We start from the raw sequence: 15,518 nt of genomic DNA on the forward strand, positions 1-15,518 counted from the left end.
CGCGATCTCCGATGCCTCGGTGGCGTTGTCGCTCATGCTGGAAGCATTGCGCATGCTCGATGGGCCCGAGCATTCGAAGGCTGCGGCCCACCTTCGAGCGGCCATCGAGGAGCTATCGCCTCACGCCGCGCAACCGTTGCTTCCACCTCTCGGTGAGGCTCCGAGCGGGTCCTAAGTCGTCGTCGTACGCGTGACCGCGACGATCTCATTCATCGTTTCGGCACCGCTCATCTCACCGCACGACCCGTGAAGACGGTCGGGCTGCGATGGTCGAGGCCACAAGTGATTTCATCAAAAGACTCCAGATATGAAGCTTATGAAGTTTCAAATTGATTCTCGATCACGACTCGCGACCAAAGGAATAGTTGGTATAAGCAACTGAATTTGCTTATTTATATTATTAACTTCGGTCACGACAAAGCGAACCAATCTCGCTCTAGTCTGATGTATTTTTATAAAAACGCATTTTAGTAGAGGCGTCCAACAGTCGGATGCAGCCGAAAGGATCAATGGCATGGCCAAGTTCGCCTTCTTCGTTGAGTTGAAAGCCAATCGTGGCAAAGAAGCGGAAGTCGAGGCGTTCCTGAAGCAGGGCGCCGTGATGGCGAAGGCAGAGGCCGGAATAGCGGCGTGGTACGGGCTCAAGGAAGAGGAGCCGGGACGTTACGGCATCATCGACACGTTCAATGACGAAGTCGGACGAGATGCGCATTTGAACGGCGAACTTGCAAAGGCGCTGTTCGCGAAGGCAGGCGAGCTGTTTTCCGAAGCTCCCAAGGTGCACCGGCTTCACGTCATCGCCCAGAAATAGAGCGTCTTACCGAGGCTCTTCGTTGCAAGACAGATGATGAGCTTGGGCGGCGCGACTTAACGAGCACTTCAGCGAAGCCACCTCCTCCGCAATTCTCCTGAAAAGGACTCACGATGAACCAGGAATCGCCCAAGCCCACTGTCGTCCTCGTGCACGGGGCCTTCGAAGACGCGTCAATCTGGAATGGAGTGATTGAGAGGCTCCAGCGCGACGGCTACCCGGTCGTCGCCTTCGGCAATCCGCTGCTGGGCCCGGCAATCGACACCGCGTACCTGCGCAGCCTGTTGGACAAGATCGAGGGGCCAGTGATCCTGGCGGCCCATTCCTACGGCGGGGCCGTCATCACGCAGGCCGGGGACGACCGCAAGGTCAAGGGCCTCGTCTACGCGGCCTCCATCATGCCCGCGGTCGGGGAGGCCGCAACCCATTTGCTCGAACGGTACCCCGGCAGCACATTCCCCACGTCCGTCGAGCCGACCACGTACACGCTGCCCGACGGTACCAGCGGCACGTACCTCCTCTACCAGCCCGACAATTTCCACAGCAACGTTGCCGCCGACGTGCCCGCGAGCGTGGCCGCCTTGATGCTCGCCGGCCAACGCCCCATGAACCTGGCGGCCCTGACCGAGCCTTTGACATCCGCGGCATGGACGAGCAAGCCGAGCTGGCAAGTCAGGCCCCTGCAGGATCGCGCCATTCCAGTCGACGAATACAAGTTCGAAGCCGATCGCGCCCACTCTACCGTCATTGAGGTGAACGCTTCGCACGCCGTCCCCGTCTCCAACCCGGACGTCGTGGCCGACGTGATCAAACAGGCCGCCCGCGCAGCAGCAAAGTAACGGCGTTCGCAAAGTGCGGTTGTTTGGCGTCATTCAAACAGGAGGCCCATCCGATGACGCAGGACGGTGAGCAAGAAGCAACGCCGCCCTGGGATGCGGCTCGGGTGAACCTCACATCGAACGAACTGGCCCCCGGCGTTTTCGCGGTCATGCCTCAAGCACCGTCTCCGGCGCTTCCGTGACTCCTCGAAGGGCGGCACAGGGAGACGATTACGACCCTTGCCCGCGTGCGCGACTTCCTGCCGGAAGAGGCGACCATCATTCCCGGCCACGGCCGACCGATGCGTCCCGCGGACATCGAATTCCCGCTTCGCTATCTTCGCGAGCTCGACAGCGCCGTCCGCACGGCGATCGCAGAAGGTCGATCGATCGAGGCCACGCTCGAGGCGGTCGCCATGGCGCACTACGGTGAGTGCAGCCTGTTCGATTGGGCGCACAACTCCGTCAACATGCCCGCCGCCTTCCGCCACCTGCAAGAGCCGGGCGGCGGATTGGCCTAGGGGAACACGCATCGGAATCGACCGCGAGCCCGGAGCATCTCGCCGTGTTCTCTCGATCGATGTAGCTGATATTACGTCGATTTTCCTTTGCATCGCCGGGAGAACGTCGATGCCGCTGAAGTGTGAACCCAGCAGCGATTGAAGCACTTGCTGTGCGCGTCACCTCATTGCCGGCTCGCAAGGCATCCCCTTTCGCTGATAGACACAGGGTCGGAGGCAGCTTTCGCCATGGAGCAGTTCGACTTGCTCCGAATCTTCCGGACCGCAAGTCGGAAAGCGACTGCGGATTGGTCGGTGCAAGGAAGTCTGCCCCCGTTGTGGTCTTCGCCCTTGGGCGATCAATTTGCGGGAGCAACCCTTGGCGAAAGGGTTACAGGAAGGGGAAATCAAGCAGGAGCTACAAAATGGCGGGCACCTGCGCAATGTCCTCATCATCACCAGGACGATTGAGGGTATGGCCGAGCACTTGGCCTATGTTCGGCCGAGCTGGCGACGCGAATTCCTGCCGCTGCGAACCTGGGGCGACAAGGAAGATCGTACCTACAAGGATCTGGACCGGCTGCTCGTGCTTCTCCGCGACGACTTCGGCTATCGGGGCTTCATTGGGCTCTACTTGGATGGTGATCCCGATCTCGTGCGCTATCGCGCGCTTTCGGAAAGCGAAGAGGCCGACGACAAGCCGTAAAGCTCGAATCTGACGGCGCCGCTGGCTCACTACGTGGCTCGCGGTGACATCAGGACTCTCACCCGCAGAAAAAAAATGGCTCGCTTGATGCGAGCCATTTTCTCATCGAGATGAAGTAACCGGGCACCGACCTCTCGGGCGCATAATACGTCGATCGATTCGCCCAACAAGATGAGCTGGAGATCCTGATGAATTACTTCGCTGGACTCGACGTGTCTCTGAAGCGCACCGCGATCTGCATCGTTGATCGAGATGGAAATATCGTCCGGGAAGGAGTGACGGATACCGAACCCGAGGCGCTAATTTCCTGGCTGAGAAATACCCGCTTCGCTTTGCAGCGCATTGGGCTAGAAGCCGGCCAATGTTCCTCCTGGCTGCACAAGGGGCTTTCGGAAGGCGGATTACCCGTCATTTGTGTTGAGACCCGGCACGCAAAGAGCGTGATGCAAGCCCAAACTGTCAAGACGGACCGCAACGATGCTCGTGCGCTTGCGCAAATGATGCGAACAGGGTGGTTTAAGGCGGTTCACATCAAATCTGAAGACAGCCAAAAGCTGCGCGCGTTGATGGGCAGTCGCCGGTGCCTGCTCGACAAGCAACGCGACCTCAACAATCATATTCGGGCGGCACTTCGAACCTTCGGATTCAAAGTGGGGCTTATCGGCCAAAGCCGCTTTGAAGAACGTGTCCGCGGGCTGATCGTGGCTGATGGAGATTTACAGGCCCTCGTCGTTCCATTGCTCGAAGCCCGGCGCATGCTCGGCGAACAAGCACGCGTGTTGACGCGCCTGATTGGGCGCCTGGTTCGGAGCGATGCTACTTGCCGTCGGTTCATGACGGTTCCTGGCGTTGGTCCCCTGACAGCTTTGGCATTCAAGACGACTATCGATAATCCAGGCCGCTTCCGTAAATCACGGCATGTTGGTGTCCATCTTGGACTGACCCCAGGCAAATACGCGTCGGGAGAGGTCGATTACAACGGGCGCATCACCCGGTGCGGCGATGCCTTTGCTCGAGAACACCTCTTTGAAGCCGCGCACTCATTAATGGTCAACACTAAACGGTGGTGCTCGTTGAAGGCGTGGGGCATCCGCATCGCTAAGCGTAGTTCAATGAAAAATGCGCTGGTAGCCGTGGCTCGCAAGATATCCGTCATCCTGCACCGTATGTGGTGCGACGGCAGCGACTTCCGGTGGGAAAGATCGGAGGTCGCAGCGGCAGCCTAACATCCGAATGCACTGATCAGCAGAACACGGCCGAAAGGCTGTCAAGGAGTCCGGTAGGACGAGGAATGGCGAGGGTGATAACCGGTCTGCAGCGCGAGCAAATCGCTCCGCGACTGCGTCCCCGAGATGGTCCCGCCACTTCTTCACGAACATCATCATGAGGCGGGGATCCCGACCTCGAAGAGAAGCGCGATCGCCGGATAGCTTTGACACCACGGTAGGTTCGGAAGGCACAACCACAATGCGGTAATTGGATCAGATTTCGTACTTGACGTCTCAACCCCGGTTAGAGAGGACCGGTTAAGTCCGAACCCGGCTGCGGGGGTACACCACCACCGACCATGCTGGCCCTTCAGCGATCTCGGGCCGCCAGGGCGCGTCACGCGTTAGCGAAGGCCGCCGGTGACGTGAAGTGTCTCGCCCGTGACGTAGGACGCTTCGTCCGAAGCGAAGAAGGCCACCGCGGCAGCGATCTCCTCCACCTTGCCGATGCGGCCAAGCGGGGTGGTGGATTCGATCCAGTTGCGCATGTCGCCCTCGTGCAGGCCGGCAGACACGACGCCTTCGGTGGCGATCATGCCCGGATTGACGGCGTTGACGCGGATCTTGCGCGGCGCGAGCTCCTTCGACAGGACGGAGGAGATCGCATCCACCGATGCCTTCGTCGCGGTGTAGACGGCGGTGTTGGCCGGCGCGATGGTCGACACGCCGGAGCTGATGTTGATGATGCTGCCGCCGTTGGGATTGAAGTGCTGCACCGCTTCCCCCGAGATCAAGAGAAGGCCGAGCACATTGAGGTCGAAATGCTTGTGGAAATGCTCAGGCGTGATCGCCTCGAGCGCCGCGAACTCGTAAATGCCCGCGTTGTTGACGAGGATATCGATCGCACCAAACGCCTTCACGGTCTCCGCGACGACGCTCTTCACGTCCTTGGCATCGGCCAGGTTGCCGCGCACGGCGACGGCTTTGCCACCCTTGGCGATAATGGCGGCGACCACGCGGTCGGCGGCCTCTTTGCTGGCGCTGTAGTTGACGGCAACCGCCGCACCCTCGGCCGCGAGCCGGGCGGAGATTTCGGCACCAATGCCTTTGGATGCGCCGGTCACGAGCGCAACTTTGCCTTCGAGTCTCTTGGTCATCGCATGTCTTCCGTTGTTCGGCGGGATGCCGATATTCAATAGTTCAATACTAGTGAACTATTGAATGAGTTCAAGGGACGTGCTATATTTTAGGCATGGTCCAGTTCGTTCACCCATCGCGGGACGAGATTACACTCGCCGGGGTGCTTGGAGCTCTCGCGGATCCGATGCGGCTGCGCATCGTCAAAAGCCTGGCCTCGCAAAACGATTGCATGTCGTGCACCGAGGCGGCGCCTTGCCCCGACATGGCGAAGTCGACCCTGTCGAACCATTTTCGGATCCTGCGGGAGGCCGGCCTGATCCGGACGTCAAAGCAAGGCGTCCAGCACCGCAACGTTTTGCGCGAAGAGGACATCAACGCACGGTTTCCGAAACTGCTGAAAATGATCCTGAGCTTTCCGGACTGAGGGCATTCGCGCACGCTGGCACCGGTCTCGGAATCAATCGGTTCGCGCAACCAGGAAATGCGACCGCAGGTTCCGGTGCCGCATGGCTCGAAACGGACATGCGAGCAGGCGTCAGCCGTCTGCCAGGCTCCGACGAGAGGTTCGGACCGCGCCGATTGCGCCGAGAAAGCCAGTACCGGCCGAGGCAAGACACAAAGCGGACTAACCGCACGACTTGGGACGCGCGCATGGGGCGTACCCCGGCAACCGTGCGTTTGCGTAATGGACGCCCCATCCCGGAATACGCTCGACGCCACGCTGATACGTTGGCCGTTGTTTTCGGACGGCCACGTTACAGGCCCAGAAATCGGGGGATCGGTCGATGATATCGCAAACCGACGAGACCGCGCGGTCCACGCTTATGGCCGACATTCCGTACGGTCAGCAGACGAAGATCACCATCGAGCGCAAAGGCCAAATCGTACTGATTGGCATCAATAGGCCCTACATCGACAACCGGCTGGATCCGGACGCGACAGAGAGCTTGGCGAGAGCATACTACGACTACGATCGAGATCCCTCGCTCCGTGCGGCGGTCCTGTTCGGCTATGGCGACCGTTTCTCCAGGGGTGTCGATGTCAATGCCTACAAGGCATTCGCTCAGTCGGGAAAAACGATGATGGATGGGCCCGACTTCATCGACCCTCTCGGGCGAACCAAGCCAGCACTCACGAAGCCTCTGGTTATCGCGGTGCATGGCGATACCTGGAATATGGCGCACGAGCTTTTCCTTGTGGCGGACATACGCGTAGCGTCGGAAGACGCGGAGTTCGGTCAGGATGAGAACACGCACGGTCGCTTTCCCGGAGGCGGCGCAACGGTTCGTTTCCCCAGAGAGGCCGGATGGGGAAATGCCATGCGCTACATTCTAACAGGCGATCATTGGGGTGCGAAGGAAGCCCTCCGAATGGGAACGGTTCAGGAAGTGGCCCCAAACCGAGATGCGGCTCTCGCAAAGGCTATCGAGATCGCCAACAAGATCGCCGCATGCGGCCCGCTCGGAATAAAGACGTCCCTGGCCTCCTCTCATATGGCGCTTGAAGACTCTCAGACGGCGCTGGCCAAGCTCGGCGACCAATATCGTGCGCTGCTCGCGACCAGGGATTTCCAGGAAGGCCGTGATGCCGAGGCCCAAAAGCGTCCACCCGTTTACGAGGGACGGTGACAACAAGCCCGCGGACGGCCGTGTGCGTTCGCATGCCCTTGCAAGACTGTCGGCACACAGGTCGCAAAACAAAAATGGCCCGCGTGATGCGGGCCATTTTCGTATCGGAACCGGTAAAAGTCCGAATTTGGTTGCGGGGATAGGATTTGAACCTATGACCTTCAGGTTATGAGCCTGACGAGCTACCGGGCTGCTCCACCCCGCGTTAATCGTTGCGCGCCTTCGTCAAAATGCCGGGGACGTGGTTGGAGGGCCGGCGCTGTTCGCGTGGCTTGCTCTCACGTCCCAAAGACTTCCTTGGAAGGCAACCCCGGGCAAAGCCCATCGGGTGCGAGGGGTATGTACCAACCCGGGCTGCCTTTGGAAAGGGCCGCGGGGACGTTTTTTTCGACTTTATGACAGTGAGTTGGGCCGATTTCCGGCCCGTTTGGTGCGCTCTTGCCAGAAGTTCCACAAAGGCCCAGCTTGCGGGCAATAAAACCAGGGGCAAACGCCATTTTCAGGGGAGACCGCCCATGGACCACATCCTCGACCAACCCTTGGTGAGTGCGCCACTCCCGGCGCTAAAGGATGCCTTCGAGGCGATGGTTGCGCGGGCGCGCGCCGAGCCTGCACCTGACCTGGCCGAGCGGCTCGACCGGCTGGCGCGGCTGCGCACCGTCGTCGCCGACAACGAGGAGCGTTTCCGGCAGGCGATCTCGGCCGATTTCGGCCACCGCTCGGCCGTCGAGACCACTATCGCCGAGACGATGCTGGTGTTCTCCGAGATCCGGCATGCGACCAAGCATTTGAAGAGCTGGATGGCGCCGCAGCGCGTGGCCACCGCGCTGCAATTCCTGCCCGCGCGCAACCGCCTGATCCCGCAGCCGCTCGGCGTCGTCGGCATCATCGCGCCCTGGAATTATCCGCTCCAGCTCGCGCTTGCGCCCGCGATCGGCGCCATCGCTGCCGGCAACCGCGTCATGATCAAGCCGAGCGAACTCTCGCCGCACTTCTCAGTGCTGCTGAAGGAGACGGTGGCCGCGAAATTCGATGCCACCGAGCTTCTGGCGACAGGCGTCGAGCACGAAATCGCAAAAGCCTTCGCACACCTCCCCTTCGACCATCTCGTCTTCACCGGCTCGACCCGGGTCGGGCGGCTGGTCGCGGAGGCCGCCGGGCGCAATCTCACGCCCGTAACGCTCGAGCTCGGCGGCAAGTCGCCGGCGATCATCGACGCCTCCGCCGATCTCGAGGAGGCGGCCGAGCGCATCGCCTACGGAAAGCTGCTCAATGCCGGGCAGACCTGCATCGCACCGGACTATGTGCTCGTGCCCGAGCGCTCGTTGCAGGCCTTCGCCGAAAAAGTACGCGCGCAGATGCGGCGCATGTTCGGCACCGACCCCGCCAACAAGGACTACACCTCCGTCATCTCCGACCGGCACTATGCGCGGCTGGAAAATCTCGTCGCGGATGCCGCCCAGCGCGGCGCAAAGATCCTGCAACCGGCGAAGGCGGACGATCCGAACTGGAAAGCACACCGCAAATTCCCGCCGACGCTGATCGTCGGCGCGACCGAGGCGATGGCGGCGATGCAGGAGGAGATTTTCGGCCCCGTTTTGCCGGTGCTGGGCTATCGCGATCCGGCGGAGGCGATCGCTTTCGTCAACGCCCGCGACCGGCCGCTCGCGCTCTACTGGTTCGGCAAGGATCGCGCCGCCCGCGACGAGGTGCTGTCGCGCACGATCTCCGGCGGCGTCACCGTCAACGACTGCCTGTTCCACTTCGCACAAGCCAACCAGCCGATGGGCGGCGTCGGCGCATCCGGCACCGGCGCCTATCACGGCGAATGGGGTTTTCGCACGTTCAGCAAACTGAAGCCGGTGTTTTATCGCTCCAAGTTCAACCGCCTCGCCGACCTCTATCCGCCCTATGGCGGCAAGATCGCGCGGCTGGAGAAGTTGATGCGGTTCATGTCGTAGGTTTCCGTCATTCCGGGGCGCGCATAGCGCGAGCCCGGAATCCATTTGGCCGCATCACAGGTGGCGAAATGGATTCCGGGCTCGCGACTTCGTCGCGCCCCGGAATGACGACCAACAAAAAGACGCTCAGAGGGGGAAACATCAGTGACTGACACATTCGATTTCGTCGTCGTGGGCGCGGGCTCCGGCGGCTGCGCGGTGGCCGGGCGGCTGTCGGCGGATGCGGCGACATCTGTGGCGCTGCTCGATGCCGGTGGACGGAACGACAATTGGCGGATCACCACGCCATTCGGGCTCGCCCTGCCGTACAGCGCGGCCAATTGGGCCTTCGATACCGTGCCGCAGAAGGGATTGAACGGCCGTATCGGCTATCAACCGCGCGGCAAAGGCCTCGGCGGCTCCTCGGCGATCAACGCGATGGTCTATATCCGCGGTCATCGCGCCGACTACGACCATTGGGCCTCGCTCGGCAATGCCGGCTGGTCGTACGCCGACGTGCTGCCCTACTTCAAGCGCTCGGAGAACAATTCCGATTTCGACGGCGAGTATCATGGCAAGGGCGGCCCGCTGCATGTCAACAGACTGCGCTCGGAGAATCCGATCCATGGCATCTTCCACCAGGCCGCGCGCGAGGCGCAGTTTCGCATCCGCGAGGACTTCAATGGTGAGGACCATGAAGGGCTCGGCAGCTACCAGGTGACGCAGCACCATGGCGAGCGCTGGAGCGCGGCGCGCGCCTATCTGCAACCTCACATGGACAAGCGCGCGAATCTGCGCGTCGAGACGGGGGCGCAGGCCACGAAAATCCTGTTCGATAGCGGGCGCGCGGTCGGCATCGAATATGTGCAGGGCAAGCAGACAAAGCGGCTGCGTGCCCGCCGCGAGGTGATCCTCGCCGGCGGCGCATTCCAGTCACCGCAGCTGTTGATGCTGTCAGGTATCGGCGATGGCGAGGCGCTTCGTACGCACGGCCTCGGCGTCACGCAACATCTGCCGGGCGTCGGGCGCAATTTGCAGGACCATCCGGATTTCGTGTTCGTCTACGCTTCCGACTATCCGCACTTCGTTCACTCGTCACTGGGACGGCTGCCATCCCTGCTCCGCGCGATCCAGCGGTACCGCAGGGAGCGACGCGGCCTCATGACCACCAATTTCGCGGAGTGTGGCGGCTTTCTGAAGACCAGCCCCGACCTCGATGTGCCGGATATTCAGCTGCACTTCGTCATCGCGATGCTCGACGACCACGGCCGCAAGAAGCACAAGGAGGCGGGCTACTCGTGCCATGTCTGCCTGCTCAGACCGAAGAGCCGCGGCAGCGTATGGCTGAAGAGCGCCGAACCGCTCGCTGCACCCATGATCGATCCGAACTTTCTGGGCGAGGCGGAAGATCTCGAGTCGATGGTCGCGGGCTTCAAGACCACGCGGCGGCTGATGGAGACGCCCGCGCTGCGCGCCTTGCAGAAGAAAGACATGTTCACGTCGGATGTAAGAACGGACGACGACATCCGCGCCATCCTGCGCAATCGCGTCGACACCGTCTATCACCCCGTCGGCACCTGCAAGATGGGCACCGATGCGATGTCGGTGGTCGATCCGAAGCTGAAGGTGCACGGCATCGAGGGCTTGCGCGTCGTTGACGCCTCGATCATGCCGACGCTGATCGGCGGCAACACCAACGCGCCGACCATCATGATCGGGGAGAAGGCGGCGGATATGATCAGGGCGGAGGTGCGTGCGAGTTAGCGCGACGCCGCCACCCAATTCTCCGTCGTCGTCCCCGCGAACGCGGGGACCCATAACCGCAGGGTGGAGTTCTGGGGCAAGATGGCAACTCCGAGTCTTCGCCAAACATCTCCCTGTGGCTATGGGTCCCGGGCTCGCGCTACGCGCGCCCCGGGACGACAGCGGGGCTCAATTGAGCAGAAACCCGCCATCCACAGTGATGACACTCCCCGTCATATATCGCGACGCCTTCGAGGCCAGCAGCAAAATCGCGCCATCGAGATCGGACTCGGCGCCGACGCGGCGCTGCGGGATGCGCTTGGTCAGGCGTTCGCCCGGCGGGGTGGACCAGAAGGCGTGATTCATTTCGGTATCGATATAGCCCGGCGCCAGCGCGTTGATGCGGATGTTCTGGCCTGCGAGCTCCAGCGCCATCGCCCTGGTCGCCTGGAGGATGCCGGCCTTGGAGATCGCGTAGGGCGACACCGCCTTCAGCACGCCGGTGCCGAGCACGGAAGCGATGTTGACGATGTTGCCTTCCTGCTTGCGCGCGATCATGCGGCGCGCGACTTCGGTCGCGAGGAAATAAGCGCCCTTCAGATTGGCGCCGATCACGGCGTCCCAATCGGATTCGGTCTGCTCGGTCGCGAGCTTCTCGATGGCGATGCCGGCATTGTTGATCAGCACCGTGATCGGACCGAGCGCGGCTTCCGTGGCATCCACGGCCCTCGCGATCGATGACATGTCAGTAACGTCGAGCGCGACCGCGGCAGCGCGGCCGCCCTTGCCGCGGATCTCCTCCTCCAGGCTCTTCAGCTTGTCGGTTTGCCGCGCAGCGAGCGCGACGGCCGCGCCATGGGACGCCAGAACCCGGGCAAATTGCCGCCCCAACCCCTGGCTCGCGCCCGTCACAAGGATGGTTTCTTTACTGACGTCGAATAGGTCTGACATGATGCTTGCCTTGACGCTTGCCTTGAGCGTTTTCCCTGAGCTTTGGAGCCACCAATACAGACGATTTTAACGATCTGAAACCGGAATGATCGGTCCGGCGTTCATTCGTTCCATCGACGCAAGCGTTCCATCGAGGCAGGCCTGACGCTCATGAACAGTTTCGATCTCGCGGTCTATGCGGCACTCGTCGTCGCGATCGGCTTCGGTTTCAGGACTGGCCTGCTCGGCAGCGCCATGACCATCCTCGCCTATCTCCTGGCCGCTCCCATCGCCGTCGCGCTGATGCCGCTGATCGTGCCGCAGGTCGCGACCAATCCGAACGCGCCGCTGCTGCAAAACTGGATCTGGTTCTTCGGCATCTTCGTGGTCGTCGGCATGCTCCTTGGATATATCGGCCGCCTGGCGCTGAACGACACGATACGCGAAGCCGGGATCGGCGACCGGCTCGCCGGCGCCGCACTCGGTGCCGTCAGGGTCGGCCTTGTCGCCACCACGCTGGTGCTGGTGTTCGACCAGATCGTGCCGGCCAACCGCCAGCCGCCGTTCCTCGCCGGTTCGCATCTGCGGCCGCTGTTCTCGGCGGCCGGCAAGATGGGCTTCAAGACATTGCCGCCGGAGGCCGCGGCCGCGATCGACCGCCTCAAGCAGGAACGGCGCATCTGATCCGGCGCATTTGCATCGCCGCGCGGACGTGCATGCATTTAGGTGCGAGCCCCTCCCTTATCAGCGGCGCCACGATTGGCTAAGGTGCGGCCCGTCCAAAACCTGCCTGACATTACGGGAGTGAAACAGTGGATCTTGGGATCAAAGGTCGCCGCGCCATCGTCTGCGCATCCAGCAAGGGCCTCGGCCGCGCCTGCGCCATCTCGCTGGCTGAAGCCGGCGTTGACGTCACGCTGACCGCGCGCGGCGCCGAAGCCCTGAAGAAGACGGCCGACGACATCCGCAAAGCCTATCCGGGCGTGAAGGTCACCGAGATCGTCGGCGACATCACGACGCCTGCCGGCCGCGAGGCCGTGCTGAAGGCCTGCCCCGAGCCGGATATCCTCATCAACAATGCCGGCGGCCCGCCGCCCGGCGATTTCCGCAACTGGACCCGCGACGACTGGATCAAGGCGATCGACGCCAACATGCTCACGCCCATCGAGCTGATCAAGTCGACCGTCGACGGCATGATGGCGCGCAAGTTCGGCCGCATCGTCAACATCACCTCGGCAGCGGTGAAGGCGCCGATCGACATCCTCGGTCTCTCCAACGGCGCGCGCGCCGGCCTCACCGGCTTCATCGCCGGCCTGTCGCGCAAGACCGTGATCAACAACGTCACCATCAACGGCCTGTTGCCGGGCCCGTTCGAGACCGACCGCCTGACCGGCACTGCCAAGGCCGAGGCCGACAAGCGCGGCACGACGCCGGAGCAGATCCTGGCCGAGCGTGCCAAGCTCAACCCCGCCGGCCGCTTCGGCCAGCCCGACGAGTTCGGCTATGCCTGCGCCTTCCTCTGCGGCGCCAAGGCCGGCTTCATCACGGGCCAGAACATTTTGCTCGACGGCGGCGCCTTCCCGGGAACGCTGTGAGAGCGGTCTGGTACGAGCAAACGGGACCGGCCGTCGACGTCCTCACCTATGGTGAGATGGCGACGCCGGTCGCGGGTCCAGGCGAGGTTCGCATTCGCCTGGAAGCCTCCGGTGTCAATCCGGCCGATGTCGGCCGGCGCGGCGGCAGCTATCGCGCGATGGAATTTTCGCGCGTCATTCCGAACAGCGACGGCGCGGGTTTTGTCGACCAGATCGGCGACGGCGTGACGCGCTTCAGGAACGGCGACCGGGTCTGGTTGTTCAACGGCCAACGCAACGGCCGCGCCTTCGGCACGGCGGCCGAATATATCGCGCTCGCCGAGCAGCTGGTGACGTCGCTGCCGGACAATCTTTCATTCGCGGAAGGCGCAACGCTCGGCATCCCCGCGATGATCGCATGGTGCTCGCTGTTTGCGGACGGGCCGATCGTCGGCAAGACCGTGCTGGTCACCGGCGGCGCCGGCGCGGTTGGCCATTATGCCGTGCAGCTCGCCAAATGGGGCGGCGCGCAGGTGATCGCGACAATCAGCTCGGCGATGAAGGGCGAGCAGGCCCGGCGCGCGGGCGCCGATCTCGTGGTCAATTACAGGGACGAGGACGTCGTTGCCAAGGCGATGGCGTTCACCGGCGGACGTGGTGTCGATCGCGTGGTCGATGTCGATTTCGGCGGCAACATCGCGACCACGTTGAGGTTGATGGCGGTCAATTCGACGATCGCGGTCTACGCCACCAACGGCAACCGCACGCCGGTTGTGCCGATGCGCGAGCTGATGGAAAAGTGCATCGCGCTGCGCTCGCTCGTCTTGTTCGCGCTACCGCCGGCGCTGCTTGCGGCGGCGCAGGCCGATATCACGAAATGGCTGGCGGCAGGGCCGCGCATTCACAACGTCGCGGCGCAGTTCGCGCTGTCGGACACGGCGCAGGCCCATCTCGCCGTCGAGAAGGGCGACAAGCTCGGCACCGTGATCGTCGACTGCGCGCGGTGACGACTTAGGATACCGGCGTGGTCCGCTCGTCGGTCCAATCGATGCCGAGCTCGTCCATGCCGTCGGCCAGGAGATCGCCCAGCATCGGCTCACCCAGCAGGTATTGCACCGCCTCGCGCCGGGGCGCCTTGTATTCGGCGCGGGCCTCGGCGGCGCGGGCACGCAGATCGTCCCACTCCTCGACTTCGCCATCGCCGCGGCCGAGCCACATCAGCGTGACGAGGTCGAGCTGCTCGTCCTCATTCATCGCCTGGATGAAGCCGGAGAGTTCGGCTGCGACCGGATCGGAATTGGTGTCCTCCAGCACGTCGATCTCGTCATCGTCGGTGGCGTTAGACCCCGAGTCCGGATCGGACGCCGCTTCCTTGACGTCGAATTCGCGGGCCTTCTCGATGATGAAGGCGACCTTCTCGGCGGAAATGGCAAGCTCTGGCATGGGTTTCCCCTTTGCTCGTGGTTCTTACTGGCTCGGGTTCCTGCGATAACGCAACATCGCGACAGATGATCCATTGCCTTCGACTGCGGAAGACCGCATCTTTCGCGAAAGCAAGAAAATGAGGGGCGCGCCGCATGCCGTGGACCGTGGGCAAGGTCAAAATCACCAAGATCGTGGAATTGGAGACGGTGGGCTCGACCCGCTTCATCCTGCCGGCCGCGACCAATGACGAGATCCAGAAGCTGCCCTGGCTGATCCCGCATTTCGCCACCGAGGAGGGCCGGCTGAAAATGTCGATCCATTCGCTGGTGGTGGAGACGCCGACGCGCCGCATCGTGGTCGACACCGGGCTCGGCAACGACAAGCAGGGCCGCGGTGTCCCGGTCTGGAATAACCGCAGCACGCCATTTCTGGAGACCATGACGGAAGCGGGCTTTCCGCCTGACAGCATCGACACCGTGCTGTGCACGCATCTTCATGTCGACCATGTCGGCTGGAACACGAAGCTGGTCGGTGGCAAATGGGTGCCGACTTTCGCCAACGCGCGCTACCTGTTCGGCAAGACCGAGTACGAATATTGGCGCGACTATATGGCTGAGCCGGACAAGGTCGCGGTGTTCAACGATTCCGTGAAGCCGGTCGTCGATGCTGGCCTCGCCGAGTTGATCCCGAGCGACCACCGGCTCTGCGAGGAGATCAGCGTGATCCCAACCCCCGGCCACAGTCCCGGGCACATGAGCGTCCTGATCGAGTCCGGCGGCGAACAAGGGTTGCTCAGCGGCGACGTCGCCCATCACCCCTGCCAGATGGCGCATCTCAACTGGTGCTCGGTCGTCGACACCGATATCGCCCAATCGGCGGCAACCCGCCACAAGGTGTTCTCGCGCTTTGCCGATACCCCGACGCTGGTGATCGGCGGCCATTTCTCGGCCGGGCACATCAAGCGGGACGGGGACGCGTTCAGATTTGTGGCGCTGCAATCGTAGGGTGGGCAAAGCCACCGGGTCGCGCGAAATGCGCGCCCGATGACAGGCTCCGCGTGCCCACCATACCGGGCCATCAGAAAGAATTGGTGGG

16 protein-coding genes and 1 tRNA gene are annotated in these 15,518 nt (G+C 62.6%); 13 read left to right on the forward strand and 4 right to left on the reverse strand.

The window, feature by feature from the left end; translation table 11 throughout:
• The first annotated feature begins 514 nt into the window (after positions 1–514).
• The 5 genes from ACKWRH_RS42155 to ACKWRH_RS42175 all read left to right on the forward strand — a co-directional run bounded on the left by ACKWRH_RS42155 (position 515) and on the right by ACKWRH_RS42175 (position 4,061).
• The gene (locus ACKWRH_RS42155) at positions 515–811 is read left to right on the forward strand and encodes a putative quinol monooxygenase (protein WP_445218347.1); all 297 of its coding nucleotides are present in this window, start codon (positions 515–517) and stop codon (positions 809–811) included.
• 113 nt (positions 812–924) lie between these two features.
• Positions 925–1,650 (forward strand): alpha/beta fold hydrolase, encoded by a 726-nt coding sequence (locus ACKWRH_RS42160; protein ID WP_445218348.1) that lies wholly within the window; start codon positions 925–927, stop codon positions 1,648–1,650.
• 227 nt (positions 1,651–1,877) lie between these two features.
• Positions 1,878–2,150 (forward strand): hypothetical protein, encoded by a 273-nt coding sequence (locus ACKWRH_RS42165; protein WP_445218349.1) that lies wholly within the window; start codon positions 1,878–1,880, stop codon positions 2,148–2,150.
• 358 nt (positions 2,151–2,508) lie between these two features.
• The gene (locus tag ACKWRH_RS42170) at positions 2,509–2,835 is read left to right on the forward strand and encodes a hypothetical protein (RefSeq protein ID WP_445218350.1); all 327 of its coding nucleotides are present in this window, start codon (positions 2,509–2,511) and stop codon (positions 2,833–2,835) included.
• Positions 2,836–3,023: 188 nt separating this feature from the next.
• Complete coding sequence (locus ACKWRH_RS42175) at positions 3,024–4,061, forward strand: IS110 family transposase (RefSeq protein WP_445216676.1); 1,038 nt, start codon at positions 3,024–3,026, stop codon at positions 4,059–4,061.
• A 386-nt stretch (positions 4,062–4,447) separates the two neighbouring features.
• On the opposite strand, the gene ACKWRH_RS42180 is transcribed toward ACKWRH_RS42175, so the two are convergent.
• Entirely contained in the window at positions 4,448–5,200 is a 753-nt protein-coding gene (locus ACKWRH_RS42180) for an SDR family NAD(P)-dependent oxidoreductase (RefSeq protein WP_445218351.1), read from the reverse strand.
• 95 nt (positions 5,201–5,295) lie between these two features.
• On the opposite strand from ACKWRH_RS42180, the gene ACKWRH_RS42185 reads away from it, so the two are divergent.
• Together ACKWRH_RS42185 and ACKWRH_RS42190 are read left to right on the forward strand one after the other, a co-directional pair.
• Entirely contained in the window at positions 5,296–5,607 is a 312-nt protein-coding gene (locus ACKWRH_RS42185; RefSeq protein ID WP_445218352.1) for an ArsR/SmtB family transcription factor, read from the forward strand.
• 361 nt (positions 5,608–5,968) lie between these two features.
• Positions 5,969–6,811, forward strand: coding sequence for an enoyl-CoA hydratase-related protein (locus tag ACKWRH_RS42190; protein WP_445218353.1), 843 nt, complete (start codon positions 5,969–5,971; stop codon positions 6,809–6,811).
• Positions 6,812–6,939: 128 nt separating this feature from the next.
• On the opposite strand, the gene ACKWRH_RS42195 is transcribed toward ACKWRH_RS42190, so the two are convergent.
• Positions 6,940–7,016: transfer RNA gene (locus tag ACKWRH_RS42195), tRNA-Met, on the reverse strand.
• Positions 7,017–7,326: 310 nt separating this feature from the next.
• Between ACKWRH_RS42195 and ACKWRH_RS42200 the strand changes: the two genes are divergently transcribed.
• Both ACKWRH_RS42200 and ACKWRH_RS42205 read left to right on the forward strand, forming a co-directional pair.
• A complete protein-coding gene (locus ACKWRH_RS42200) occupies positions 7,327–8,772 on the forward strand; it encodes a coniferyl aldehyde dehydrogenase (RefSeq protein WP_445218354.1) in 1,446 nt (481 codons plus the stop codon).
• 144 nt (positions 8,773–8,916) lie between these two features.
• Complete coding sequence (locus ACKWRH_RS42205; protein ID WP_445218355.1) at positions 8,917–10,515, forward strand: GMC family oxidoreductase; 1,599 nt, start codon at positions 8,917–8,919, stop codon at positions 10,513–10,515.
• A gap of 168 nt (positions 10,516–10,683) precedes the next feature.
• On the opposite strand, the gene ACKWRH_RS42210 is transcribed toward ACKWRH_RS42205, so the two are convergent.
• A complete protein-coding gene (locus ACKWRH_RS42210) occupies positions 10,684–11,445 on the reverse strand; it encodes an SDR family oxidoreductase (protein ID WP_445218356.1) in 762 nt (253 codons plus the stop codon).
• A 150-nt stretch (positions 11,446–11,595) separates the two neighbouring features.
• On the opposite strand from ACKWRH_RS42210, the gene ACKWRH_RS42215 reads away from it, so the two are divergent.
• The 3 genes from ACKWRH_RS42215 to ACKWRH_RS42225 all read left to right on the forward strand — a co-directional run bounded on the left by ACKWRH_RS42215 (position 11,596) and on the right by ACKWRH_RS42225 (position 14,005).
• Entirely contained in the window at positions 11,596–12,108 is a 513-nt protein-coding gene (locus ACKWRH_RS42215; RefSeq protein WP_085403574.1) for a CvpA family protein, read from the forward strand.
• Between the two features lie 128 nt (positions 12,109–12,236).
• On the forward strand, positions 12,237–13,019 hold the full coding sequence (locus ACKWRH_RS42220) for an SDR family oxidoreductase (RefSeq protein ID WP_014498394.1): 783 nt from the start codon (positions 12,237–12,239) through the stop codon (positions 13,017–13,019).
• Complete coding sequence (locus ACKWRH_RS42225) at positions 13,016–14,005, forward strand: NADPH:quinone reductase (RefSeq protein ID WP_445218357.1); 990 nt, start codon at positions 13,016–13,018, stop codon at positions 14,003–14,005. Before ACKWRH_RS42220 ends, ACKWRH_RS42225 begins: the two co-directional genes overlap by 4 nt.
• 4 nt (positions 14,006–14,009) lie before the next feature.
• On the opposite strand, the gene ACKWRH_RS42230 is transcribed toward ACKWRH_RS42225, so the two are convergent.
• On the reverse strand, positions 14,010–14,441 hold the full coding sequence (locus ACKWRH_RS42230) for a DUF3775 domain-containing protein (protein ID WP_445218358.1): 432 nt from the start codon (positions 14,439–14,441) through the stop codon (positions 14,010–14,012).
• 134 nt (positions 14,442–14,575) lie between these two features.
• Between ACKWRH_RS42230 and ACKWRH_RS42235 the strand changes: the two genes are divergently transcribed.
• Entirely contained in the window at positions 14,576–15,427 is an 852-nt protein-coding gene (locus tag ACKWRH_RS42235; protein WP_445218359.1) for an MBL fold metallo-hydrolase, read from the forward strand.
• Positions 15,428–15,518 lie beyond the last annotated feature (91 nt).

The sequence above is a fragment of the Bradyrhizobium sp. Pa8 genome, from assembly GCF_052588265.1.

Bases quoted from the DNA above. Each gene is read 5' to 3' on its own strand.
- ACKWRH_RS42210 (WP_445218356.1), bottom strand. From the start codon at position 11,445: ATGTCAGACCTATTCGACGTCAGTAAAGAAACCATCCTTGTGACGGGC.
- ACKWRH_RS42180 (WP_445218351.1), bottom strand. From the start codon at position 5,200: ATGACCAAGAGACTCGAAGGCAAAGTTGCGCTCGTGACCGGCGCATCC.
- ACKWRH_RS42175 (WP_445216676.1), top strand. From the start codon at position 3,024: ATGAATTACTTCGCTGGACTCGACGTGTCTCTGAAGCGCACCGCGATC.
- ACKWRH_RS42185 (WP_445218352.1), top strand. From the start codon at position 5,296: ATGGTCCAGTTCGTTCACCCATCGCGGGACGAGATTACACTCGCCGGG.
- ACKWRH_RS42155 (WP_445218347.1), top strand. From the start codon at position 515: ATGGCCAAGTTCGCCTTCTTCGTTGAGTTGAAAGCCAATCGTGGCAAA.
- ACKWRH_RS42200 (WP_445218354.1), top strand. From the start codon at position 7,327: ATGGACCACATCCTCGACCAACCCTTGGTGAGTGCGCCACTCCCGGCG.
- ACKWRH_RS42160 (WP_445218348.1), top strand. From the start codon at position 925: ATGAACCAGGAATCGCCCAAGCCCACTGTCGTCCTCGTGCACGGGGCC.
- ACKWRH_RS42190 (WP_445218353.1), top strand. From the start codon at position 5,969: ATGATATCGCAAACCGACGAGACCGCGCGGTCCACGCTTATGGCCGAC.
- ACKWRH_RS42235 (WP_445218359.1), top strand. From the start codon at position 14,576: ATGCCGTGGACCGTGGGCAAGGTCAAAATCACCAAGATCGTGGAATTG.
- ACKWRH_RS42230 (WP_445218358.1), bottom strand. From the start codon at position 14,441: ATGCCAGAGCTTGCCATTTCCGCCGAGAAGGTCGCCTTCATCATCGAG.
- ACKWRH_RS42215 (WP_085403574.1), top strand. From the start codon at position 11,596: ATGAACAGTTTCGATCTCGCGGTCTATGCGGCACTCGTCGTCGCGATC.